The organism is Paraglaciecola sp., assembly GCF_039964565.1.
Classification (GTDB): Bacteria; Pseudomonadota; Gammaproteobacteria; order Enterobacterales; family Alteromonadaceae; genus Paraglaciecola.
This window is the reverse complement of the sequence record NZ_JBDVXF010000045.1, coordinates 112,250-137,468: the sequence shown is the minus strand read 5'-3', so window position 1 is coordinate 137,468 and position 25,219 is coordinate 112,250. Positions and strand designations below refer to the sequence as shown.

The 25,219-nt window shown below is 41.9% G+C and carries 12 protein-coding genes; 6 read left to right on the top strand and 6 right to left on the bottom strand.

The genetic code is table 11. From position 1 onward, the window contains the following. Window positions 1-49: 49 nt before the first annotated feature. From ABJK37_RS22420 to ABJK37_RS22405, 4 genes are all read right to left on the bottom strand, one after another. Window positions 50-3,085, bottom strand: coding sequence for a sigma 54-interacting transcriptional regulator (locus tag ABJK37_RS22420; protein ID WP_348358468.1), 3,036 nt, complete (start codon window positions 3,083-3,085; stop codon window positions 50-52). A 2-nt stretch (window positions 3,086-3,087) separates the two neighbouring features. After that, window positions 3,088-4,854 carry an EAL domain-containing protein gene (locus ABJK37_RS22415; protein WP_348358466.1) on the bottom strand — a complete coding sequence of 589 codons (1,767 nt, stop codon included), beginning with the start codon at window positions 4,852-4,854 and terminating at the stop codon, window positions 3,088-3,090. Beyond that, a complete protein-coding gene (locus ABJK37_RS22410) occupies window positions 4,844-9,376 on the bottom strand; it encodes a two-component regulator propeller domain-containing protein (protein ID WP_348358827.1) in 4,533 nt (1,510 codons plus the stop codon). Before ABJK37_RS22410 ends, ABJK37_RS22415 begins: the two co-directional genes overlap by 11 nt. 268 nt (window positions 9,377-9,644) lie before the next feature. Continuing rightward, window positions 9,645-11,852 (bottom strand): S8 family peptidase, encoded by a 2,208-nt coding sequence (locus tag ABJK37_RS22405; protein ID WP_348358464.1) that lies wholly within the window; start codon window positions 11,850-11,852, stop codon window positions 9,645-9,647. 766 nt (window positions 11,853-12,618) lie between these two features. Here ABJK37_RS22405 and ABJK37_RS22400 point away from each other — a divergent pair. From ABJK37_RS22400 to ABJK37_RS22390, 3 genes are all read left to right on the top strand, one after another. After that, entirely contained in the window at window positions 12,619-13,338 is a 720-nt protein-coding gene (locus ABJK37_RS22400; RefSeq protein ID WP_348358462.1) for a PEP-CTERM sorting domain-containing protein, read from the top strand. Window positions 13,339-13,433: 95 nt separating this feature from the next. Then, a complete protein-coding gene (locus ABJK37_RS22395) occupies window positions 13,434-17,777 on the top strand; it encodes a family 16 glycosylhydrolase (RefSeq protein ID WP_348358460.1) in 4,344 nt (1,447 codons plus the stop codon). 254 nt (window positions 17,778-18,031) lie between these two features. Then, the gene (locus tag ABJK37_RS22390; RefSeq protein ID WP_348358458.1) at window positions 18,032-18,571 is read left to right on the top strand and encodes a manganese efflux pump MntP family protein; all 540 of its coding nucleotides are present in this window, start codon (window positions 18,032-18,034) and stop codon (window positions 18,569-18,571) included. 69 nt (window positions 18,572-18,640) lie between these two features. Here the strand turns inward: ABJK37_RS22390 and ABJK37_RS22385 are convergent, their stop codons facing one another. Both ABJK37_RS22385 and ABJK37_RS22380 read right to left on the bottom strand, forming a co-directional pair. After that, window positions 18,641-19,468 carry a transporter substrate-binding domain-containing protein gene (locus ABJK37_RS22385; RefSeq protein WP_348358456.1) on the bottom strand — a complete coding sequence of 276 codons (828 nt, stop codon included), beginning with the start codon at window positions 19,466-19,468 and terminating at the stop codon, window positions 18,641-18,643. Next, window positions 19,455-21,128 carry a response regulator gene (locus ABJK37_RS22380; RefSeq protein WP_348358454.1) on the bottom strand — a complete coding sequence of 558 codons (1,674 nt, stop codon included), beginning with the start codon at window positions 21,126-21,128 and terminating at the stop codon, window positions 19,455-19,457. Before ABJK37_RS22380 ends, ABJK37_RS22385 begins: the two co-directional genes overlap by 14 nt. 228 nt (window positions 21,129-21,356) lie before the next feature. Between ABJK37_RS22380 and ABJK37_RS22375 the strand changes: the two genes are divergently transcribed. Genes ABJK37_RS22375 through ABJK37_RS22365 form a run of 3 tightly spaced genes read left to right on the top strand, consistent with a single transcriptional unit; the run spans window position 21,357 to window position 25,212 of the window. Next, window positions 21,357-22,853 carry a CoA-acylating methylmalonate-semialdehyde dehydrogenase gene (locus tag ABJK37_RS22375; RefSeq protein ID WP_348358452.1) on the top strand — a complete coding sequence of 499 codons (1,497 nt, stop codon included), beginning with the start codon at window positions 21,357-21,359 and terminating at the stop codon, window positions 22,851-22,853. Between the two features lie 8 nt (window positions 22,854-22,861). Further along, window positions 22,862-24,019 (top strand): acyl-CoA dehydrogenase family protein, encoded by a 1,158-nt coding sequence (locus ABJK37_RS22370; protein WP_348358450.1) that lies wholly within the window; start codon window positions 22,862-22,864, stop codon window positions 24,017-24,019. Window positions 24,020-24,057: 38 nt separating this feature from the next. Further along, complete coding sequence (locus ABJK37_RS22365) at window positions 24,058-25,212, top strand: enoyl-CoA hydratase/isomerase family protein (RefSeq protein ID WP_348358448.1); 1,155 nt, start codon at window positions 24,058-24,060, stop codon at window positions 25,210-25,212. The last annotated feature ends 7 nt before the right edge of the window (window positions 25,213-25,219 follow it).

Below are 25,219 nucleotides of genomic sequence, written 5' to 3'. Positions count from 1 at the left end.
ACTTTGCTTAAAATAGTGGTACGCCCATTGGCCCTCGAAAAAATGCTTGCTAATTGACTGATTGAGTCTTTTGAATAATTTTACGTAACGTGGGTTGTGTAACGTTGAGTAGTTTGGCTTTGTGTTGTTGACTAATATCTCGTTGCAACACTATGGAATGTAATGAATCTTCTATAGTTTGCCAAAATGTATTATGAGATTGATTGCGTAATATCGTTTCGAAAAGTTGAGTACAATCTTCTGAAAAAGGCTGCAATAGAGGCAATTCAAATACTTGGGTCTCGAGCTTGGCGAAACGTCGCCGTGTCGTGGATTCTGATTGGTTAAGTCGCTGCGCGACTTGATACAAACTTCCCCATTTGTCTAGGCATTGTGCTAACCATTGTTTTTCTAACCAGTCACGGACAGAAAATAACTCCGTTTGTTGGCTTGCAAGATCCACTAAGTTAGCCAACAAATTCGTTATTTGCACACAGTGGTCTGAATTCAACGCAGTGCTGCTTGAAAGATCCGGCGCAACAATCGAAGTATTGGTCAAGGGGGTAGTTACACTGCTGTTGATTACCTTGTGTTGCTGTAACAGCAAATGTTCTGTCTCGATATATTGGCCCGAACACAGTATTACGGCGCGCATCATGCAATTTTTGAGTTCGCGAACGTTTCCTGGCCAAGTGTAATTTTGCAATTTGTACACCGCAGTTTCGGAAAAGTCGCTGATGTCTTTTTTATATTGTTGGCTAAATTTTCTTAAAAAATGCCGACACAGTAACAGTGGGTCTTCACCGCGTTGATGGAGTGTGGGTAAATTTAGCGTAAATACGTTGATACGATGATACAAGTCTGCGCGAAAACGTCCTGCGGTGACTTCCTCTGGTAAATCGCGATTGGTCGCAAGGATCAAGCGCACATCTACTTTTCTAACTCGTTGATCACCTACAGCAATATAGGTTTTTTCCTGCACAAATCGTAATAATTTTGACTGGATATCTAAAGGAAGCTCACCCACTTCGTCCAAAAATAGCGTGCCACCGTCCGCTTGTGCAATTTTTCCTGGCTGATTATTGATTGCTCCTGTAAATGCGCCTTTTCTATGACCAAATAACTCACTTTCAATTAAATGCCCGACAATAGTTGAGCAATCAAGGGTGATAAAAGGTTTATCCGGCTGTAAACTTTGGTAGTGAAGTTGTTCAGCGATCACTTCTTTGCCGGTACCCGACTCACCAGTGATTAACACTGTTGCGTCGGTTGGCGCAACAAGTTGCACTTGATGCATTAAAGTACGCATCGCGGCGGACTTAAAAATTAACTCGTGTCCATCTCCATTATCTTTTTCAGCTGAGGTATTTCTATTTTTTTCTTGTTCAAGAAGAATAATACGCTCAAGAGCCGCGGCTAAATTGGGAGAGATTTGTTCAAGTTGCTCGCTAGATTTGTGGATTTCAAGATTCACTTCGGGTCGCCAACACACCACTAAAATGGCTAAACATTGTTCGCGAGTAGTAAGAGGAATGATGATATTTTGGTAAGATAAAAGTGTCGTGTTGGTCTGAGTTTCATAACTATCAAGGGACTGCAGACTAATGCTGTTTTGTATTCTGCTGTGAATTTTTTGAACCGCTACCTCAGCGTTGGTTGTACTACTTGCTAAATGAGTTAAATGACCACTTTGTGGTAAATATAGGCCAACAAACTCGCTTTGTAATCCAGAATTTAATAACTGACAAAGTTGCGACGAAAAACCTTGTAACGAATGGGTGTTACCTATCAAACGAATAATATCCCATTGTAAATTCATCAATCTAAAATCATCATTGGGCGCTTCAGAAAATTTGCCGCTCATACGATCTAGGTTAGCCAGAATGTTGGCGTCAAATTGAGGTTGCCAACTCACCAATTTACCACCACCTACACTTCGCGCTGCTTGCAAAGCTGCATTGGCGCGACGAAATAACTCCAGCTGTGACTGTTCGCCCAGCTGTTCTTCGGCTTCTAATGTGGCGAGTCCTAGACTAAATTCTAGTTTAACTTTGCTTTTTGAAAACCTTTGAGTACGCAACACTTGTAACATACGTGCCGCTAAAACTTGCCCTTGTTGCTCATTTGTATCAGGCAAATGAACGGCAAATACGGCGCCGCTAAAACGACTTGCAAAGTCGTCGTTACGTAAGATTTTGGCAATACCTTGAATAATCTCCCTTAAAACTTGATCGCCCATTTCTCGACCATGAGAGCGGTTAAAATCAGAAAAGTCATCGGGATTAATCAACAGTAAGGTAACAGCAGTCGTTTGTTGGCTAAGTTGTTCGTGCCATTCATGACTCTCCCAGCTGGCGACTTGACGTAAAATCAGTAAGCTCTCTTCCCTTGGCAAAGAACCGACAAAGCCATCCACCATCATGACCGTGTTTTCTAACTGGATAGGGAAAGGCGGTAACCGCGTCATAGCATGAGTATGTTTCAAGTCTGCCAAAGTTTGCTGCATGCGGGTTTGAGCCGTAGTTGAGGGTATATGTAAACTTTCTAGCCAATTCTGACCCATGGCAGTGATTCCATGGTTTTGCAATAACCCGCTCAACTTAAGGTTAATATCAACTATGTTACCTTGGGGGCTCAGAGTAAGTGATAGATCTCCTAGACAATTCGATAACAGCGCCAACTTGTGCTGTGCATACAATTTTTCTTGAAACGCCTGAGTTTGTTGTTGTACTAGTTGTAGCAATAGGTCAATAACCCCAAACGCTCGCCAATCCACTACTTGATGTTTAGAGGGTAACTGATTCACGTGCCATCCTTGAGTTTCAGCAGGCAACCAAAATAGATTGCAATCAGCTAATCCAAATTTTGAATTCAACGCTAAGGCATGATCCAAATTTTGACAAATCATTAAAAGCGGCAGGGATTGCTGCTGTACAGCGCGCGCCATAAACTCTGCCGTTAGGGTAATCACCTCAATCTTATATTGGGAACTGGCTAAGTGTTGTAATAACTCTGCAACCTTTGGGCGCGCTGCTGCTTCTACATATAATAAGATCACTTCAACATCTTCAAAAGCAGCTGGAATGTGTGGCGTTTGTTTAATCATTATTACGGCATCAAGTGGTTGAAGTTTTGTTGAAGTAAAGGAGAAATAAATTCCGAGGCCATGGGACGTGAGAATAAATATCCCTGCAAAAGAAGGTTTTTGGTGTTTTGTAAAGTGGTGATCTGCCCGCTGTATTCAATGCCTTCAGCTATTACACCCAAATTTAAGCTCGTAGCTAGTGCTAAGATAGCCTCGACTATCGCGATATCATCCGGTGGTGAATTGATATCACACATAAAAGATCGATCAATTTTAAGAATATCAATGGGAAATTTCTTTAAATAACTTAAAGACGAGTAACCAGTACCAAAATCGTCAACTGCTAAGGTTACCCCTAGTGCTTTGAGCTCTTTTAATCGCGCAATGTTTTCTTCCGCGTCACTCATAATGACTGATTCAGTCAGTTCTAATTCCAACAAGGAGGCTGGAAGTTGAAATGTTTCGAGTACTTTTTTTACAACGTTTGGAAAATCAGGTTGCTTAAATTGATGTCCTGATACGTTCACCGCTACGCGAATAGCATGACCGCTTTGTTGCCAATTTTTGGCTTGTTGGCAAGCATGATAGAGTATCTGTTGACCTAATTTGATGATCATTCCCGTTTCTTCAGCGATAGGAATAAATTCGTCAGGAAAGATTGGTTGTCCTTGAGGTTTCTGCCATCTGGCCAAAGCTTCTACTCCTAAGATACGGCCTGTTTGGGCACACACCTGTGGTTGGTAGAATGGGACCACCTCATTATTGTCCAATGCCTTACGTAAGTCTTGCTCTAGTTGTAACCGAGCCGCGGCTTTAGAGTTCATAGAGTCTTGATAGAAACGATAACAACAGCGGCCAGACTCCTTAGCAAAGTACATGGCTGTATCAGCATTTTTAAGTAAGCTTTCGGCATCTTCACCATCGTGAGGAAATACTGAAATGCCGATGCTTGGTGTGATCACCACTTCAAATTGTTCCAATTGGAAGGGAGTGCTAAAGCTACGGATCACTCTTTCAGCCACCAACATCGCTTCGTTAGAGTTATTTAGGCGACTTAGAAAGATAGTAAATTCGTCCCCTCCAAAACTGGATAACTGCGTCGCCTGAGATTCAGAGTCTTTAGTGGTGCGGGCGCACATATCACTGTCTCGTAAGTTTGCCTGTAAGCGCAGCGCTACTTTACGCAGTAACTTATCACCGTAACTGTGGCCCATGGTATCGTTGATACGTTTGAAACGATCAAGGTCAATATACAACATCGCAGCTTGATAGTTATTACGTTTAGCCATGGCTAAATAACGCTGCAAATCTTGCATTAGATACTGACGATTAGGTAATCCGGTTAAGGTGTCATAAAAGGCTAATTGATGTAACTCTTGTTGTTGCGTCACTAAGTCTTCAAAAGCTTGACTAGCCCGCAAAATATACTTAACTCGCTCACCCAGAATCGGCCATTTTATAGGTTTCGCGATAAAATCCGTTGCCCCCACTGCATATGACTTATGTATTGACGCGATATCGTCCGAACCCGTCACCATTATAATTGGAATGTGTTTGCCATCTTTATGTGCGCGAATAGTTTCGCATACCTCAAAACCGTTCATTTCAGGCATAGACACATCGAGTAACAACAAAGCCGGGTGATGCTTTTCGAATTGCTCAATAGCCTGTTTACCGTTTGCAGCCTCGATGACTTCAAGAACATCGCTGCTTAAGGTTTCTTTCATTAAGATCCGTGCTGTGAGATCATCATCGCTGATCAAAATCTTGGTTTTCACATCACTCGACATATTTAAATTGCTCCAATTTCTCACAACTGATAACCAATGTTGCCTGAACGCGTTGCGTCAAGGACACAATGTTGTCAGCTTGAGAATTTTTCATTTGTTCTTCAAGCTCCTTGCAAAGTTCAAATAAGGCTTTCGCCCCTGAATTTCCTGCCATAGATTTTAGTGCATGGGCCGTTTCACCAATCTCGCTAAAATTAGGCTCATCTGCGTTACTTTGCTCATTAAGTTGGGCGACTAATTTCTGTGATTCTTGAATAAACGCATCCAGTACTCGATTGAATACTGGATTCCCCGTGTCTTTGGATATTTTCAATAACGTGTCTACTGTGCTCATATCTAACAAGGTTTGCTCAGTAGCTGGGTCTTGCTCATCAATGACTAGAGCACGCCCTTGGGAATCAGTAATTAGTTGTGATTCTTGTGACTGTTTTGAGTCTGAGTAATTTGGATTTTCTGTTACGGGTAAAAAGCGCAGTAGAGTCTGTTCTAACTCTTGCAAAGAGTAGGGTTTAGACATGACCTCATTCATGCCTGCATCAATACATTGCTGGCGCAGGTTATCTCCCATACCTGCTGTAAGGGCGATAATTGGGATCTCAGGCCAATTTTGGCGGATTGCTTTGGCTGCTGCATATCCATCCATTACCGGCATTTGGCAATCCATTAAAATTAAATCCGGTTGCTTCAAATTGACCTGTTCAACGGCTTCGGCACCATTATCCGCTAGCCATATTTCGCAGCCTAAAAGCCCTAACATGCTTTTAGCTACTTCTTGATTGGTTAGGCTATCTTCTGCGACTAGAATATTGGCATTAAAATATTGATGATTTGAATGATTCTCGTCGAGACGTTTTTGAACTTCATTTTCAATACCTAAGGCGCGGTACAAGCTATTTTGTAAGCCTCTGCCATTCACTGGAAGGGGTAAAATATTACGGGTATCGTTTTCTTGCCATTGTGAAGTAGGTAACAAACATATCCAATTATCTAAAGCAATCCCAGATTCTTGTATACTATGTTGATGTTCTGCTTGGCTGATCCATAAACCATTTTTTGCGGTGGCCAATTCTGTTTTGATCCGCGACACGTGCACTGTACTAATATTTAACTTCGCTAGCATAGTTTCGATAGATTTACCCAGACCATTTGGCAAATTAACGAGATGTACAGTGGGGCAATCAGGAATTGATTGAGGTTCGATTAACGAATTTTCTATCAATGGTAAATCCACTTCTAAACTAAAGCGGCTGCCCTCTCCAATGTTTGATTGCACCTTCAAAGTGCCATTCATTAAAGCGGTGAGTTGTTTACAAATAGCTAAGCCTAAACCCGTGCCGCCATATTTTCGGGTAGTAGAGGCATCTGCTTGGGTGAACATCTCGAATACTTTTTGCTGACGATCTGGCGCCATGCCGATTCCAGTGTCTTGTACGCTAAAAATAATCCCCCTGTAATTGTCGCTACTGGCGATTCTCTGAGGACTTTTACTGAAACACTCGGTCATGGTCACACTGAGGTTCACTTCGCCACGTTCGGTAAACTTTATCGCGTTACTGGTTAGGTTTGCGATTATTTGGCGCAATCTGGCAGGGTCGCCATACACTTGTGGTAAAGGGACAGCCGATAATATGGCGTTAATGTTCAAGCCTTTGTTATAGGCCGATTCGCTGAATAAGTCACATACATCTTCTAGCAACGCTTCTAGGTCAACAGGCACAGATTCTAAAGTAGCTTTTCCCGCTTCTAATTTTGAAAAGTCTAAAATATTATTCAGTAAATCGAGTAATAACCTGCCCGAGCGATACACTAATTGCGCAAAGTGTTGCTGTTTTGGTTTCAAGTCTGAGCTTAATAACACCTCGGTCATACCTAACACGCCATTCATTGGAGTACGTATTTCGTGACTCATGATGGCTAAAAAATCACCTTTTTCTTTGCTTGCTTGTTCTGCAAGACGCCGGGCTTTTTCGGTTTCTTCCATGGCATGTTCAAGTTGGGTATTAGCATTACGTAATTCTTTGGTACGCTCTGCTACTTTTTCTTCCAACTCGATTACTTGTTGCATTTCAAGTTGACGCTTGCGGCGATAGCGCCACACAAAATTAATGATAATTAACAGTACACATAAGCCATAGAGGCTATAAGCCCAAAGGGTTTTCCATGGTGGGGGCAATACTTCAATTGGTAACGCTACCCCTTGGGTATTCCATAGTCCTTGATTGTTACTGGCTTGTACTTTGAGGACATATTCACCAGCGGGTAAATTTGTAAAGGTTGCTAGGCGTCTATGTTCTAATTCAATCCAATGGGGATCCAATCCTTCAAGTTTATAGCGATACTCGTTTTGACCCGGTGAATTAAAATCTAGGGCCGAAAACTCGAACGATATAAAGTAGTCTTTGTAACTCAGTTTTAACTTTTCTAAGTGTTGATAAGGTTGGTCAAACCATACCTGTTCATTGAGTTTTTTAATGCGAACCAGCACAACTGGAGGTATTACTGCATTGTCTTTAATGTCGTCTGGATGAAACCGCACTAAGCCAGTGTTTCCCCCAAAGTACATAATGCCTTGGCTATCTTTGAAGCCAGCGCCAAAGTTAAATTCACTGTTTTTTAAACCTTGAGAGGTATCAAAGTGACGCATCTTTCCGGTCTCAGGGTTAAGCCGTGTTAACCCTGCAGTGCTGCTTAACCATAAATGGCCTTTATTATCATCAAGAATGGAGTAAATATGACTGCTTGGTAGGCCACTGAAACTATCATAGTGTTCAAATTTATTTTTTAAAGCAGAAAAATCTTGAGGTAACCATTTATTTAAGCCACCTCCTTGGGTTCCGACCCAGAGTTGCGCTTTGGGATCTTGGTAAAATGTCCAAGCCATAGACGCCGACAAACTATCAAAGTCATCTGGTTGGTGTTCAATATGATCAAAATCCAATCTCTTGTGATCTAACATATTAATACCTAAGACTGTGCCAACTACTATAGTGCCGTCGACTAATTGGTAGACAGCCAATACTCGGTCACTGTTTAGACTTCTAGGGTTGGTATCGTCAAAGCGATAATGCACAAAGTCATTGCTTCCTGCTGCGAGAAAATTTAAACCTCCACCGAAGGTTCCCACCCAAAGATTGCCTTCGCGATCTGGAAGAATATTAGTGACACCGTTGAAACTTAAGCTATTAGGATTTTCAGGGTCATGGACATAATAATCCAACTGCATGTTGTCGACATTTAATCTCCCTAAGCCGCCATTACGTGAGCCAAACCACAATATGTTGTTATTGCCACGCACTGTCATTATTCGCGCATCGCGTAGCGCTGGTACGCTGTTTTTATTGATAACTTGCTTTATTTCACCTTTACTATTTAACTGGGTGATCCCTCCGTAGCTGGCAACCCAAATAGAACGTTCACCTTGTGAAGATAATGTTTCAGCAAATCCCAATACAACTTTACTGGCCAAGCCAGCTTCTATGTGCACAAAGGGGATTTCTATACTTTTACTTATGCCGTTAAAGGTGCCAAACCACAATAACCCTGATGGGTCTTGTAAAATCGAAAGAACCTTATTATCGCTCAGCCCGTCATCCATATTAAAAGTGCTAAATTTATTGTTTCCGTCCCACAAACTTGCTCCTGCCTCAGTACCAAACCATAGTCGTTGGTGTTGATCTTGATAAATAGTATGGACAAGGTTACTGGCAAGGCTGTTGGGTTGTGCTTCATCATGTCGAAAAGTAGTAAACTTATTTCGCTGTGCATCCAATACACTCACTCCGGCATCATAACTGGCTAACCAAAGACGCTGTTGAACGTCGATAAATAGTTCGGTTAATCGATCACTAAACAGTGCTTCAGCGGAGTTACTGTGAATACGAGTGAGGTGGTTATCTTGCGTATTTAGCTTGAGTAAGCCATTACCGTCTGTTGCTAGCCATAGGTCGCTGCCATCTTCAATCATTGCGGTAATGGCTGCATTTTTATCTAAATTTGGCAAAAGAGTGCGGGTTTCAAAGTGTTCGAACGTCATATCGTTCGGATTCATGCGGCTAAAATTGCCATTGTTATAACCTAGCCAAATAAAACCTAGTTTATCTAAGGTCAAACTTCTAATACGGTTAGAACTTGGTGTCTTTTCTAGATCAGTCCCTTGCTTCCATGCAGAAAATGTTTGTTTTGCTGAATTGTATAAGTTCAGTCCGCCGCCGTCTGTGGCGAGCCATAAGCGTTTCTGATTGTCTTCCAGTACGGCACGCACATTGTCAGAACTGAGTGAGTCGGATTTGCGGGAATCGTGCACAAAACTAAGTATCTGATAGCCATCATATCGACTGACACCTTCTTGGGTGACAACCCACATGTATCCAGTATTGTCTTGGTATATTTGGCGTACTGTTTTTTGGGATAATTGGTTACTCAGTTCACTCGGTGTAAAGCTAAAATTGCTACTGTAAGCTGGTGGGATTTTAAGGCAGCAAGAAAGGAAAAATACAAACCAAAATTTTCCATTTGTAAACATACGCAAATGACGTCTTATTTTTTAATTTAGGAAGCTAGATTAACGCAAAGGCCTTGTGATGCCAACATATAGCGATTCTTACGATAAACTTTGCGTATCTGGGCGTAAGGAGGCAGATTTGTTTAAAGCAAAACATTCAGAGGATGGCTGGCCTTGTATGAGCTTATATTATCGATGGGTATAGTGTTGAGGTTGGGGAAATACAAATAAGCCGCCAAGACTAAAGGGATAAACCCAAGAGTATGGCGGCTAAATATTGATGCTCTGCTTATTCTTGTAACATAAAGTTTTCTTGATTCATATGAGCTTCATCCCACATGAATGCTTCATCCCACATGAACGCTTCGTCCCACATGAATGCTTCATCCCACATGAACGCTTCGTCCCACATGAATGCTTCATCCCACATGAATGCTTCGTCCCACATGAATGCTTCATCCCACATGAACGCTTCGTCCCACATGAATGCTTCATCCCACATGAACGCTTCTTCCCATACTTCGAATTCGAAACCTTTAATATAATAGTTTCCGTTTTCGTCCATACGAGCCGCGCCCATGTAGTGCTGCTCACCGCTTAAGTCTGCAGCAATGTCCATACCGTTGTTGGCACAACCTGTTCTCGCAGATTCGATTGCTTTAATCGCATTAATACTTCCAGAACCTTGTTGGAATGGACTGTAAGCTAATCTTCCATCTACTTGCGCCATAGTGGTACTGCTCATCAAGCGACATTTCACATCATTGGCACTTAAACTAGGATCGTTTTGCAACATTAACGCAACCACACCACTGACGACACCTGACGCTTGAGACGTGCCAGACATAATAAAACGGTCATCGCCTACCATGTACTGTGGAAATTTACTGGGTACATACATATCTTCATTGGCCAAACTAAACATATGTCCACCGGGAGCAACCAAATCAGGTTTGATAAAGGCTTCATGGGTTGGTCCCTGTGAAGAAAACGACAATAAAGTGTCATCGTTAGGGTTGTCTTGTGTGTAGTTATCACTTATGGCTCCTACACTGATCACATAAGGCACGTTAGCTGGGACACCAATAGTCATTGCTTTCGGGCCAGTGTTACCTGCAGAAGTTACTACCACTACGTCTTTTTCCCACAAACCCATTACAGCTTGGTTGATGGGGTCTGCCCAATAATTTGAACGCGGCGGCGCGCCAAAAGACAAGTTCACTACACGAATATTATGTTGTTCGTGATTATCAGCGATATATTGAAGTCCGCGAAGCGCATCTAAATAGGTACTGTGTCCATCTTCGTAAAATGCCTTGACCACAACTAAGTTTGCATCAGGTGCAACGCCGCGATAGAAACTACGGGTTTTTCCGTTGACTACAGCGCGATCACTGTTGGCAATAATCCCGGTTATATGTGTACCGTGACTATTTTCATCTGTCATTTGGTTAGGGGCAACTTCACTGTCACTTATCGCATCATAAGCTGCGAGTATTCTGTCTCTATTGTTCGTATTTTTATTTAGCGCTTGATGCTGAGCCCAAAGGCCACTGTCAATAACGGCTACAGTTACATCTTTACCTGTTATTCCCTTATCGTGAAGTTCATCGGCGCCAATGTTATTGACAAAATAACTGTTGCTGTCGTTATCATTGGCTTGAGTGTCATAACCTTTCACTAAAGTGCGATCACAATTTTCTTCAAATTCAACATTCATTGAGAAATCACCTTGGTCGTAATTTCTCGCTTTGGAACGCGAAAAAGTCAGCTCAACTGTAGCGCTTTCAAATGCATCGAGATTGCCATTACGTCTTAAGTCATAGGCATCTAATGTTAACTCACCATTGTGACGACCAAATAAACTCCAATAAACGGTTGAACCATTAAATTTAACAGAACGCACATTACCTAAGCTCTCGGGCCAATTAAATGTCATCTCTTTTGCATTAGCTTGCATGTCTCTGGCGTTGTATATGTTCCAACGGATTTTATTCGAACTTAGGTCAACAACGTGACTTCCATATACCAAACAATGATCTAGGGCACTAGAAGTATAAACCGCTTGGTTTTCAGTGATAGAAATCACGCCTGGCATTTTTTTCAGTATTTTCAATTGCAGGTCTGAAACACGGATACCGATACCATTGACCAAAGGCAAATCATGAGTACTTACACCGCCAATTTTTTTGATAAGTTGCTTGAGCAGCCCAACATTGGCCCCTTGGATTAGTATTTCGTTGTCTAATTCAAAAATACTGTCAAGTACAGGTAATGACGGCAACCCTAAAGAAGATGTTATTTCTGAAGCATCTAAGGTGGTTACAACTTCTTCTAGATTAAGGCCCAATAAACCTTTACTGACACCATTTCCATTGCCACCTGCATTACTGTTTTCCCCTGCATTGCCGTTACCACCCGCAACAGCTGGCAAAGTTAACAAGCTCAACATTGCTGCTGTAATCACTAATTTTTTCTTACAGATTTTAAGTTTCACTTTAAATTTTCCTTCAAGTTTCAGAAGTGATTGACTCAGTGAATAAGTTAAATGCACCCGTCCAATATTCATAAACTATAAGCAATCCATATGCCAGTTTGTATGATGTTGATTTAATTGGTTTATTTTCTATTGTGAAAATTATGAATGGTTTTATTTGAAATAAGCGGGTGTAAAATTTGAATGTTAAAACTGGTTGGTAGCAATCATTTATTTCATTTTTAAGGGCAGGCGAAAGTTAATTTGTAGCGATAGAGTGAGATAAGAACCTTCAAGTCGAATCTGTATTTAAGTGCGATACAAAATGGTATGTTGTTGAGATTTGAATCACTAAGGTATTTGGCAGATTCAAATTTTAGTTTTTTTACCCCATTTCAACTTTATGATTTATTTTATTTGTAAAGGTAGAGTCCGCTTTATCGCGGTAAAAGTCCTTCTCATGGTGCCGCAAAATAAATGCTCAAAGTTTTAGTCCTTCTTGTCTTATTGAACACTCCTTTTTAGCGCAAAAGTATGGGCGTATAGACTACTTGGGCTTACGCTACTTCTTGTTAAGTAACTGTTAATTTAATGTGTGTTTTTAAGCGGTTATTCAACCTAATGGGGTAGAGCTCCTTTATGGTTACGCCTTTAGCGGGATCTATTAAAACGTCAAATGTCTCGGGTAGCTAACTAAAAAAATAGCTGAATGTGTAAAGCGTTCAACTTGTATACCGAAATAAATACACGCTATTCGGACGTTATCTAACTTATGTATAGGATTAAAATGAAACTAACTACAGGTCTTACGTTAATAACGCTTTGTATAGGAAGTTCAAATGCTTTTGGTGGTGCAATCGTCAATGGTGATTTTTCTAGTTGTGATTATTCAGGATGGCAAAAAGATACGGATGGGTTTGGTGACGTGTCACTAGGCAATGATTTTGGCATGGTAAATAACGGCAGTGATTGCAGTGCCTCTATTAACGTCGATCATTTTGACCCTGCAGGTGATTTTAATGGTACTCCATTGGATGAAGCGTGGTTTGGTAATACTTTATATCAAGAGCTTGATTTTACTGGCGCCGCAGATAGCACTTTTTCACTCGAAATAGATTTTGCCTTAGATAGTGAAATTACCAGCAACGACCCTGACTTTATTGCCGATTATTTTTTGATCGGATTAAATGATGGTCTTGGTAACTATTACGATCAAACCGGAGCTTTAGGTTTTTTGTATGCGCCTACTGATATTGATGGTGCGTTCAGCCAAATATTGTCTTTTGAATTAGACAGTTCTTTTGTTAACCAAGGCGGATGGTTCTTAGATTTCCAATTGAATATTGGTGTAGACGCTCAAGGCTTTTCAGATGCTTATGGTTCGACCTTCATACTGAACAGCGTGTCTTTGATTGAAAACACAAGTCAAAGTGTGCCTGAGCCCGCTGCACTCAGTCTTTTTTCTTTAGGTTTGATTGGTTTGTATATGCGTAAAAAACGCAACTAATCGAATTTTTCTCCCCATGACAAATCTGTTTTTGCTGCATTTTCAGAGAGTAATTAGGTTTGTCTAAATTTAATATTTACCTTTAGAGGGAAATTATGAATCATTTAAAACTCATAAAAGGAGCCTGTTGCGCGCTTATAATGATGTCTTCTGAATACGCATTGGCGGGTTGGGAAGATGTGAATAGCGATGTCAACTTGACTCAGTCACGCGCTGCATTAGACCGAGTTAATCGCGTTTATTTTACCTATGTAACAGTTCAAAATACTAGCCCAGAAGCCATTGAAGGGCCGTTCCGCGTCTTGATCGATGATGCTACTTTGCCTGTTGTTAATGCTCAAGGTAGCACCGATGCAGGTGTGCCTTACCTTGATGTAGATATAACACAACTTATGCCTGGCGAGTCGCATCAGGTTAGAGTCGATTTTGAATTACTACGTGCGAGTCTAAGTTTTACCGCTACATTGCAAAATGACGTTGCGGGTTGGGAATTGGTATGGAATGACGAGTTTGACGGTGTTGCAATAGACAGCAATAAGTGGACTCACGAAGTTAACTGTAACGGTGGTGGCAACAACGAACAACAATGTTACACCGACAGTGCTGACAATTCCTATGTGGAAGATGGCATCTTAAAAATTGTCGCTAAGCCAGAAAGCGGTCAACCGTTACCTTATAGTTCTGCACGCATGGTTTCAAAAGAAAAAGGCGATTGGACTTATGGTCGATTTGAAATAAGAGCTAAAGCTCCAAGGGGACAAGGCTCTTGGCCAGCCATTTGGATGTTACCTACAGACAACACTTATGGCGGTTGGCCACATTCCGGTGAAATTGACATTTTTGAATCGGTTAATTTAGGCGTACCGTTAAATGACGGTGGTGTTGAATCAACCGTGCACGGCACATTACATTATGGCGAAAGTTGGCCAAATAACGACCGTTCTGGACACAGCTATTTATTGCCAAGTGGTGAAAACCCAGCTGACGATTTTCATACTTATGCCATCGAATGGGAAGAAGGAGAGATGCGTTGGTATGTGGACGGGGTATTGTATCAGACTCAGTTGAAATCTGAGGCGACGTATAACACTGCTGGCCATGCTGATGGATTAGCTCATCGTGGCTGGTACCGCGAAGATGGTGGCGAATATTATTATGACAATTCTCCATTTGATGAACGTTTTCACATGATTTTAAACTTTGCCGTGGGTGGCGATTGGCCTTCAAATGTTAACCAAGGTGGCATTGATGGATCTGCTTTTGATGGTACCAATAAGTTTGAAATTGATTATGTGAGGGTTTACGAATGTTCAGTTAATCCTGCAACTGGGCAAGGTTGTGCAACAGTGACCGATGGGTATCTTGAGTCGATTGACGCAGGGGGGACCTTAAATGAAGGCGCTGCGCCTACGCCAATTGCTCCATCTGATGGCATTGCTCGGGATTTAATTATTTTTGACGAGGCAGTAAATGAAGCTTGGCCTGCATGGGACTGTTGTGGTGGAACCACTCCTACAATTGAATATGAAGACGGCGACTACTTAAACGTAGTGGAGTTTGTGGTTGGCGCCCAGCCAACAGTGTTAGGTTTTAATACAAACTTTGCAGACGTGCCAACACCATACGACGGTTCACCTATGGAAGACACAGGTGTGCTCGAGTTTGATCTTAAGTTGGTGACACCTCCTAACAATGCAAATGCTGGATGGAACCTCAAAGTAGAACAGGGCGGTGCCGCTACAGAAGTGGTGATCCCTTTGGAAACGCCGACTAGTGAATGGCAACATTACAGTGTGTCGTTAAAAACCTTAAGTAATGCCGGACTAAATCTAAATGGCATCGATGTCGTCATGATATTTCCAGACTGGGGGCAGGGTGAAGGTGCAGTATTTAGAGTCGACAATGTCACTATTTTAGAAGGTGATGCCCAGACGCCTGTATACACTGACTTAGACCTAGATTTTGAGAGCGATCCAGGTTCATATAACTTTAATAACTTCGACGGTGGTGTGTCTACTGTCATCCCAAATCCTGATATTTCGGGAATGAACAGCAGTGCACAAATTGTCAAAATGCAGAAGTTTGCTGGGCAATCTTGGGGCGGTACTGCCATTGAATTGGACAATTTGCTTACTGTTGAGCAGGGCTCGGTATTTAGTATGAAAGTCTGGGCAGATCGTGAAGTAGCGGTACTGTTTAAACTTGAAGGCATGAATGCAGAGCGTTCTGTCACTCACAGTGGTTCTGGTTGGGAAGAGCTTGAGTTCGACTTCACGGGGCAAAGTGGTGGCGGTGTGCCAGCCGTTACTGTTATTTTTGACTTAGGCATTCAAGGTGGAGCCGGAGACGACCCTGCTAATTGGACATTTTATTATGATGATATCAAATTAGTAGCAAGTGACGGAGATGACGGCGGTGATGACGGCGATGACGGCGATGATCCTGTACCGGGTGAGGAGTTAGTCAACAACGGCTCATTCGACAATAATGGCGCTGGTTGGAACGGCGTAGTAAATGTTGTTCAAGAAGGTGACAACAATGTTTATATGGTAGACATTGCGACCGCGGGTAACCCTTGGGACGTTAATTTAAGCCAGCCTATGGCGTTGGTGCAAGATGCCACTTATGTTTTGTCTTTTAAGGCGAAAACAACATCAGCCCGTACCATTCTTGCCGGTCTTGGGCTTAACTATTCACCTTGGAGTAACGTTGTTGAAACGGTTTCTTTAACGGGAGAGTGGCAAACATTTAGCTACACTATGACCTTAACGGGTTTTGGCGATGATAAAAGCCGTGTCTTTTTCGATTTGGGTGGTGAAGCGGGTGTTGTCTACATCGACGATGTCAGTGTAAAACTGCAAGGCGACACTGGCGGGGATGCTCCGGTAGCTGAAGATACCTTTGTACTGATTTCATCAACACAGGCAAGCGATATTGATTTTGCACCTGATACCGTGGGCGAATGGAGCACAGGGACGACCATTCAAAGTGATGTGGCTTTTGAGGGGGTGCTTGGTTGGGAAATGACCTCTAGCGCTAACTCACCTGAGGCAGGAAACTGGGGTACAGTGCTTGCATTTCAAAATGGAATTAATGGCGATTTTAGTTTGTTCAACCGTATTGAGCTGAAAATAGCGACAACAGGCACATATGCTGGAGGATACAAAATTGCTATCTCTGGTAATGGCGTAAACAAAGAGTTTAGTTTGCCGGTAGATGAATCAATTAGTACTTGGCAAACCGTGTCGCTAGATACTGCTAACCTTGACATTAACTTGTCATCTGTTGATTGGATTGCGGTATACGGTATTGGCGGTCAAGCGGGGATCTCAACTATTTACGTGACCGACTTTCATTTACTTAATGAAGGTACAACAGAGTTTGGTAGCAGCACCGAAGATGATTTTGTGTTTATTTCATCAGATGCGGGTGTTCCTTCTGATTTAATTGTTGATGACGATAATTTCAGCGATGTGGGTAACGTGATATTTGGCGAATGGAGCACTGGTACGATTATATCTGATGCTACTTTTGACGGTTTAGATGGTATTCAACTTAGCGCTAATGGCTCATGGGGCGCCGTACTCGCCTTACAAGGTGATATCTCTGATGGTACTAACATTGATAACTACGACGTGGACTTATCGCAATACACTAATATCAAAATGAAGGTTGCTTCAGAAGGTGGGTTTGAACGTTATGCCTTGTCTATTGTGTCAAAAATAGGCGATAACGAAGTCGCTCAAGAAGTAGGTTTCAGTTTGGCGGATGCATCACAATGGAATGAAATTGATATTGACTTAGGTATGTATGGCATTAATTTATCTAATGTCAGTCAAGTCGCGTTGTTTGGTGTGTACCAAGGCGGATCTGCTGCTCAGAATATTTATATCACTGATTTAATTGCCTACGACACTGGAAAAGTAGGTCCTGTAAAAGATAGCTCGGGTGATAAATTTGTATTCTTTTCTTCGACAGGAGAACAAACCGACATGATTTTTGATGGTGATGACTTTGCCCATGATGGCAACATGACAATCAATGACTGGTCCACGGGCACATCTTTCGCTTCTGACGTAACTTACGACGGTTTAAGTTCATTTGAACTGACTCGTGGTGGCGGTTGGGGCGCAGTATTGGCCTTGATGGGTGATGTTCATGGCAGCGTGCAGGAATACAAATTTGATGTGGCTCAGTTCAGCACACTTAATTTCAAAATTGCTGCGCAAGGCGCGTTTTCACAATACACCCTCGACTTTATCGTAGACGGTGCTGAATTTAAGGTGCCGCTATCTGTGAACAGCAGTTGGACAGAGGTCAGTGTTAACCTCGCCGATATACCAATTAACTTATCTAAGTTAACCCAAATTGCCATATTTGGAGTAGGAGGGGCAGCGGGCGATAAGGTTTTTTTGACGGATTATAACTTGTCTAAGTAAATCCAATATAACTAGGTTATTTCATGTTAAAAGGCTTGAATTGCTCACAGCAATCAAGCCTTTTTTTTGGGATGAGCGTTAGTAAAACAATGAATATACTAAAATAAAATAGTGCGCGATGAGAACGTCGAGTCGCTGTGGGTTTTCATTGAGTTTATTATGTAATTGCATGAATCATCCAAGAAACTAACGTTTATTTGCTTTCGATTTAACTTTACAATTTATCTCTTTAGTATCATCAAGGTTAACTTCGATTGATTGAAGTATTACTTCTCGCTATTGCTTTGAGTATGGATGCGTTTGCCGTGTCCATTGGACTAGGCTCTAAACAAAAAACTCGTCCAATGTTTCTAGCGCTGCTGGCGTCGGTTTATTTCGGCGTGTTTCAAGGACTCATGCCACTAATTGGCTATTTAGGCGGAAAAGGTGTGTTGGGATGGGTTGAGTCTTACGCTCCCATAGTCTCTTTTTTACTATTAGTGTTGATTGGTGGAAAGATGATTTTCGAATCATTCTCTGAGGGCATCGAAGAAGATCTCACAAAGGTGACTCATAGAGTGTTGTTAACTCTCGCTATCGCCACAAGTATTGATGCCATGGCTGCGGGTTTTGCTTTGACTCTACTTGATATTAACCCTTTTTTAGCTTGTTTTATTATTGCGATCACTACTTTTATCTTTAGTTATTTAGGGGTGTTTATTGGCGTCAAAAGTGGCACTTGGCTTGAGAGCAAAGCGGAGTTTTTAGGTGGCGTGGTGTTGATAATGATTGGTATAAAAATGCTCTGGGCGTAATTGATAAAGCGGATTTTATAGGGGCAAAGTATTATCTACCAGTGTTGCAATATCTTCTTATAATCTGGGCTATTCCAGAATAGAACCGGTAATTTTAGATTCAACACCGTGACTCTGCAAAATCTGTTTTAACTTTCCAGAAGATTTTAATGCCCTAATTGTTTGGTTCAATTTAGGAACTAAATGTTGGTTTTCTTTTCGCACTCTCATGAGTAGGTTGCCAGAAGAGTGCACAGCAGCAAAACCAATTTCTGTTTGGTTAAGTTTTGCCCAATGCTTTGCGGTTTCTCGTTCCATAATAATGACTTTGAAGCGATCGCGTTTTAAACCTAACATTAGCCGACTTTCATTAAGAAAATCTGTACGAATAAAATGTTGGTCATCAAAATAGAAATAACCAGCAATAGTGCCAACAGGTTTACCAAACATTGATTCTCGAGTAGCAAACAAATGTCGATTGTTTTTGAGGGTAACTAAATACTCATTAATTTCAAAAAAGGACTCTGTGGTCACATAGTTCTCTCCTGGCTCACCACCTTTTAGCCATTCTAAACATACAAAATCGAAATCAACAATACCATCTTTAAGCGCTTTTTCGGCGCGTTTCGATGGGAGGTCAACAGGAATAAATTCGATCCCAGAATGGTGTTGCATAGATTGTGCTAACTCAATCAATACTCCGGGACGACCGGTTTCTGCTCCTGTTCTAAAAGGTACCCATCCGCCTTGTTCTCCTTTATCGAAGTACAGTTTTGATTGTTCGTCTTTTTTATCGACTTTTTGTTGCTGCGCCTGTAATGAAAAACACCAAAGATATATAAGCCCAGTCAATAAAATATAGTTTTGCGCTTTGAATAGGAAACAACCCAATGTTTGTGTTGTTTTACTTCGAGCCATCTTTGCCTTCTTCATCATTTTGTTGTGCATCTTCAGAGGTGGTGTAATAAATGTCTTTTTTCTTAGCGATGCGACTTACAATTTCATCTAGTCGTTTTTTATTGCCTTCATTTAGTTCTCTGTTTTGCAGTTCAGCCAAAAACTCTAAGGTGTGAACCTTCTTGTAGGATTGTAATTCCGCATCAACTAGACCCTGTAATAAATTGAGGCTGAAGGCGAGTTCTCGTGGAAACAATAAGTAAGCTTGATAAAAGTCGTCAGTTGCACCCTGATAATCTTTTCTGGTGTATTTTTGTAAACCCACTTTATTAAACTCAAGTGCTTGAGGTCGTTTTTCTCCAATCGCATCTTCTCCCTTAGATACCAACATGCCTGAAACTGTTTTTTCGTTACCGTCTTCTATTTCCTTTAATTTCTTTTGGCTTAGTTTTAAAAACTCTTTGGCTTTATCGGTATCACCGGAGTTTCGCCATGCTTGGACCGCGTCGGTAATTGTGGATATTTCAGCATCTTCTAATTCACTCATGCCAGGGCGGGTCAGTATTTCATTGGCTTTTTCTACATTACCCTCCATAAATGCGATCATCGCGAACATATAGTCTTTTCTGACTGTTAAACTTGGATCAGAGAGTTTTCTGCCAGCGGCTCCAATTAGAAATTTGGCAACTTGTAAATCTGAAGTGCGTTGGGATTTTGATCTTAGTTCGGCTTCACCAATGTAACATCTAGCCAGATCTAACGATATTTCGTCATAACGTTCGCGTATAGAGCGATTAGACTCGCGTTTCTTTTCAAGCAAGCTGATGGCTTCGTTGCCTCTTTCTTGTGCTTGATAGATATAAGCCTTTAAACGAGCAGCCGGAATCGATAGTTCTCCTTCCCGGATCTTATGCATGTAATTTTCAGCTTTATTATATTGATTATTACTCACACTAATTCGCGCTAACCATTCGCACGCTTTGTCATTGGTTAATTCTGACTCGGTGAGTTCTCGTAATAAGGTTTCACTTTCCTCAACATGGCCATCCAAAAACAAATTTTGAATTAAGCCCCATTTGGCCCAAATTACTTTATCAGAGTTTTGCAAAATCGCTCTGTAAAGCTCTGCCGCTTCAGAATAGTGTCCTAATTTGGTTAACAATCTAGCGCGCAATTTAGTCAATGCACTTCGTTTCTTTGGGTGTTCATTTTCTTTAATCAAATGATCCAGAAGGACCAAGGCTTGTGGATAATCGTCTTCATCCATCATTTCAAACACAGGCATTAAGTATTGGTGCAGGGCAAGACAGTTAGAAATATTCTTAACCAAATTACGAATTGTGTAAGGCTTGACAAGCAACGCTTCTGGGTGAACGTCAACTATCTGACCAATGATTAGCGGTAAACGGTCTGAGGTAATAAACATGACACAGGTGGAGTGGGTGATTTTTTTAAGCTTTTGCAAGTCTTGGACTACTTCTACGCCGTTTTTATTTTGTCCAAGGTGAAAGTCCATCAGCAGAAGATCTAAACGCTGACTTTTTAAATTATTTTTTAATTCTCGGCCATTACTAAAACAGCTAATTTGCGTAAACCCCATATCCAATAAATGGTTACGGATGTTAGTGCGTGCCATGCCATTGTCTTCCACAACGGCGACTTTAACTTTAGAAAGTGACATATAAATGGATTAATTTTCTACTCATGATTAGCAGCATAGCAGCCAAAACAAATAAAAATAATCAATTTTTATCGCTTTCTTGCTTCATTGCCTAAGGAGCTGATTCACGATGTGTTTGATGCTGTACATCTAACGAAACAGTTGCTGCAAACTAATTTGTTTGGTTTACGTTAACGTAAAGGTAAATTTTTGTTAACCTCTGAAAATCTGATCTAACGAGACGCTTTTATGCAACGTGTTCCATCTTTAATAAACGGTGAATTCACTATTTCACCTTCGCAGCAAACCATAGCAGTTACAGATCCTGCAAATAATAAGCAGATTGCAGAACTGCCTTGCAACTCTGACGCAGAATTATCAATGGCGGTGGCCAGTGCCAAAGCCGCGTTTAATTCATGGAAAGAAGTACCAGCGTCAGAGCGAGCCAGAGTGATGATGCGTTACCAGCAACTCCTCAAAGCACATCATGATGAAATTGCTACGTTACTTAGCAGTGAAACCGGAAAAACCTTCGATGATGCCAAAGGCGATGTTTGGCGCGGTATTGAAGTCGTTGAACAGGCTATGAATATTCCCGCAATGATGATGGGTGAGACCGCAGAGAACGTGGCACGTGGCATAGATACATACAGCTACATCCAACCTTTAGGCGTGTGTTTAGGTATTACACCTTTTAATTTCCCGGCAATGATACCATTGTGGATGTTCCCAATGGCAGTGGCTTGCGGCAACACTTTTATTTTAAAACCTTCAGAACAGGATCCTTTAACCCCCATGAAACTTGCCGAGCTTTTTGTTGAAGCTGGAGCACCCAAAGGTGTGTTAAACGTAGTGCATGGTGGTAAAGACCAAGTCAATAAGCTGCTGGTAGATCCAGAAATTAGGGCGGTATCATTTGTAGGATCGGTACCGGTAGGCCAACACATTTATAAAACCGCCACTGATAACATGAAGCGTGCCCAATGTTTTGCTGGCGCAAAAAACCATTCGGTGATCATGCCAGATGCCAATAAACAGCAAGTACTAAATAATTTGGTGGGTGCCTCGGTAGGCGCTGCTGGTCAGCGTTGCATGGCAATATCGGTGGCAGTTTTCGTAGGTGATACGAAAGAGTGGATTGCTGAATTAGCCGCATTACTCAAAGACGTACAGCCCGGGTTATGGAACGATGAAGCAGCAGGTTATGGCCCTTTAATCAGCCCACAAGCTAAACAGCGGGTATTGTCGCTTATCCAGCAAGGAAAAGATGAAGGTGCCACTTGTTTAGTGGACGGTTCAGATTTTGATATTGAAAAACAAGACTATAGGGACGGAAACTGGGTTGGCCCCACCGTATTTTCTGACGTCACTGAGGATATGGTGATCTACCAACAAGAGATATTTGGTCCAGTGTTGTGTTGTATGGCAGTAGATACATTGGAACAAGCCATTGCTTTGGTCAATCGTAACCCTTATGGAAACGGCACATCTATATTTACCGCAAGCGGCGGCGCGGCGCGAAAGTACCAACACGAAATTGAGGTAGGCCAAGTAGGCATTAATGTACCGATTCCAGTACCTTTGCCGTTTTTCTCATTTACGGGATGGAAAAATTCGTTTTATGGCGATTTACATGCGTACGGCAAACAAGCGGTACGCTTTTATACCGAAACCAAAACGGTTACTGCCAGGTGGTTTGAAGACGATATTGCGTCTGGGCCCAATATGACTATCTCGTTGAAATAGGTGACCTTATGAATTTTGATTTAACAGAAGATCAACTCGCTTTCGCCGAGACAGCGAAACAATTTGCAGAGCAAGAGCTCGCACCGAATGCTGCCATGTGGGATCAACAACATATTTTCCCTAAAGAGGTGATTCAAAAAGCCGGAGAATTAGGCTTTTGTAGTTTATACACCCCAGAAGAAGACGGGGGCATGGGTTTAAGTCGTTTAGATTCCTCGATTATTTTCGAACAGCTATCCATGGGTTGCACGGCTACAACGGCTATGATGACTATTCACAACATGGCGACTTGGATGTTAGCCACATGGGGTACCAAAGTTATTAAAGAGCATTGGTGTCCTAGCTTAGTCACAGGTGAAAAACTGGCTTCTTATTGTTTAACCGAACCTGGCTCAGGGTCTGATGCCGCCGCGATGCGCAGTACCGCTAAAAAGCAAGGCAACGAATATGTTTTAAATGGTTCAAAAATGTTTATATCTGGAGCCGGCGAAACTGACGTTTTGGTTGTCATGGCACGTACCGGAGAAGCGGGGCCAAAAGGCATTTCAGCTTTTGTGGTGCCTGCCAATGCCCAAGGCGTAATCTACGGAAAAGCAGAAGAAAAAATGGGCTGGAATGCTCAGCCCACACGTTTGATTACCTTTGACAACGTCAGAATATCCTCTGACGCTTTGTTGGGTGAAGAAGGCCAAGGGTTTACTTTTGCCATGAAAGGTTTAGACGGCGGTCGTATTAATATTGCTACTTGCTCTTTAGGTACCGCGCAAATGGCATTAGACACGGCTAAAAACTATATGCAAGAACGTACTCAATTTGGGAAACCCTTGGCGGCGTTTCAGGCTTTGCAATTTAAACTCGCAGACATGGCCACCGAACTCGTAGCCGCTAGGCAAATGGTGAGATTAGCCGCCTTTAAACTCGATAACCAAAATTCTGAAGCCAGTGCTTATTGTGCCATGGCGAAACGTTTTGCCACTGATGTGGGTTTTAACGTGTGTAATGAAGCATTACAAATTCATGGTGGCTACGGCTATATAAAAGAATATCCTTTAGAAAGGTATGTACGTGATGTGCGTGTACATCAAATATTAGAAGGCACCAATGAAATAATGCGCATGATCATTGGCAGACGTTTATTGGCAGAAAACGCTGGTGACATTTTTTAAAGCGTTCTATAACCCTCCTCAGCTAAGTAAGGAACATTATGTCTAGTGAAAATGCAGTGGTCATGTTTGATGAATTAATCACAGAGTGTGGATTTAAAATTGGCCATGCAACCCTGACCAAACCTGCTGCCCTGAATGCGTTAGATTTACCGATGATTAGACTACTGATGCCACAACTTCAAAAATGGCAACAGGATCCCAAGATTGCCATGGTGTTTTTAGATGGAAGTGGTGAACGGGCGTTTTGTGCTGGTGGCGATATTGTCTCTATGTACAAGTCTATGCAAGCCGTGCAATCGGGTAAAACAAACTCAGATGAAGCTGAACAATTGGCCTTGCAAGAATTTTTCACAGAAGAATACCAGCTTGATTATTTGATCCATACTTTCAGCAAACCAGTCTTAGTTTGGGGGAATGGCATTGTTATGGGCGGTGGTCTGGGTTTGCTGAGTGGTGGCAGCCATCGCATAGTCACGGAAACATCGCGAATCGCTATGCCGGAAATCAGCATTGGATTGTATCCAGATGTAGGGGGCAGTTACTTTTTAAACGCTATGCCAGCAGGCTGCGGTTTATTTTTAGGACTCACCGGTGCCAGCATTAATGCCAACGATGCTTTGTATAGCAATTTGGCAGACTACTTTGTACCTCACGCAGCAAAGGCCACATTATTTGCCAGACTTTTATCTGCAAATTGGCAACAAGACCTATTGCAACAAACATTAACGAGTATTTGTGATGAGTTTCATTCCTTACATATTGGGCAATTACCCCAAGGAAATTTGCACAAGCATCAGCAATGGCTAACTAATTTGGCTGAACAGACTGATGTGACAACAGCCGTTGAATACATATTGTCTTTGAGTGCAACGGACAATAAATGGTTGAACAAAGCACAAAACACCTTACGAGCGGGATCACCTATTACCGCGCATTTGGTATTTGAACAATTGCAAAGAGGGAAAGACATGAGCTTAGCCGAATGTTTTCAAATGGAATTAGGCATGTCATGCCAATGTGGCGAATTTGGTGAATTTCAAGAAGGGGTGAGAGCCTTGATGATTGATAAAGACAATCAACCTAACTGGCGTTATAAGTCGGTAGAGCAAGTTCCACAGGCCACAGTTGATAGTTTTTTTGCCACACTTTGGCCATTAGGCGCGCATCCTTTAGCCCAACTAAGCGCAAACTGAGGGAGAA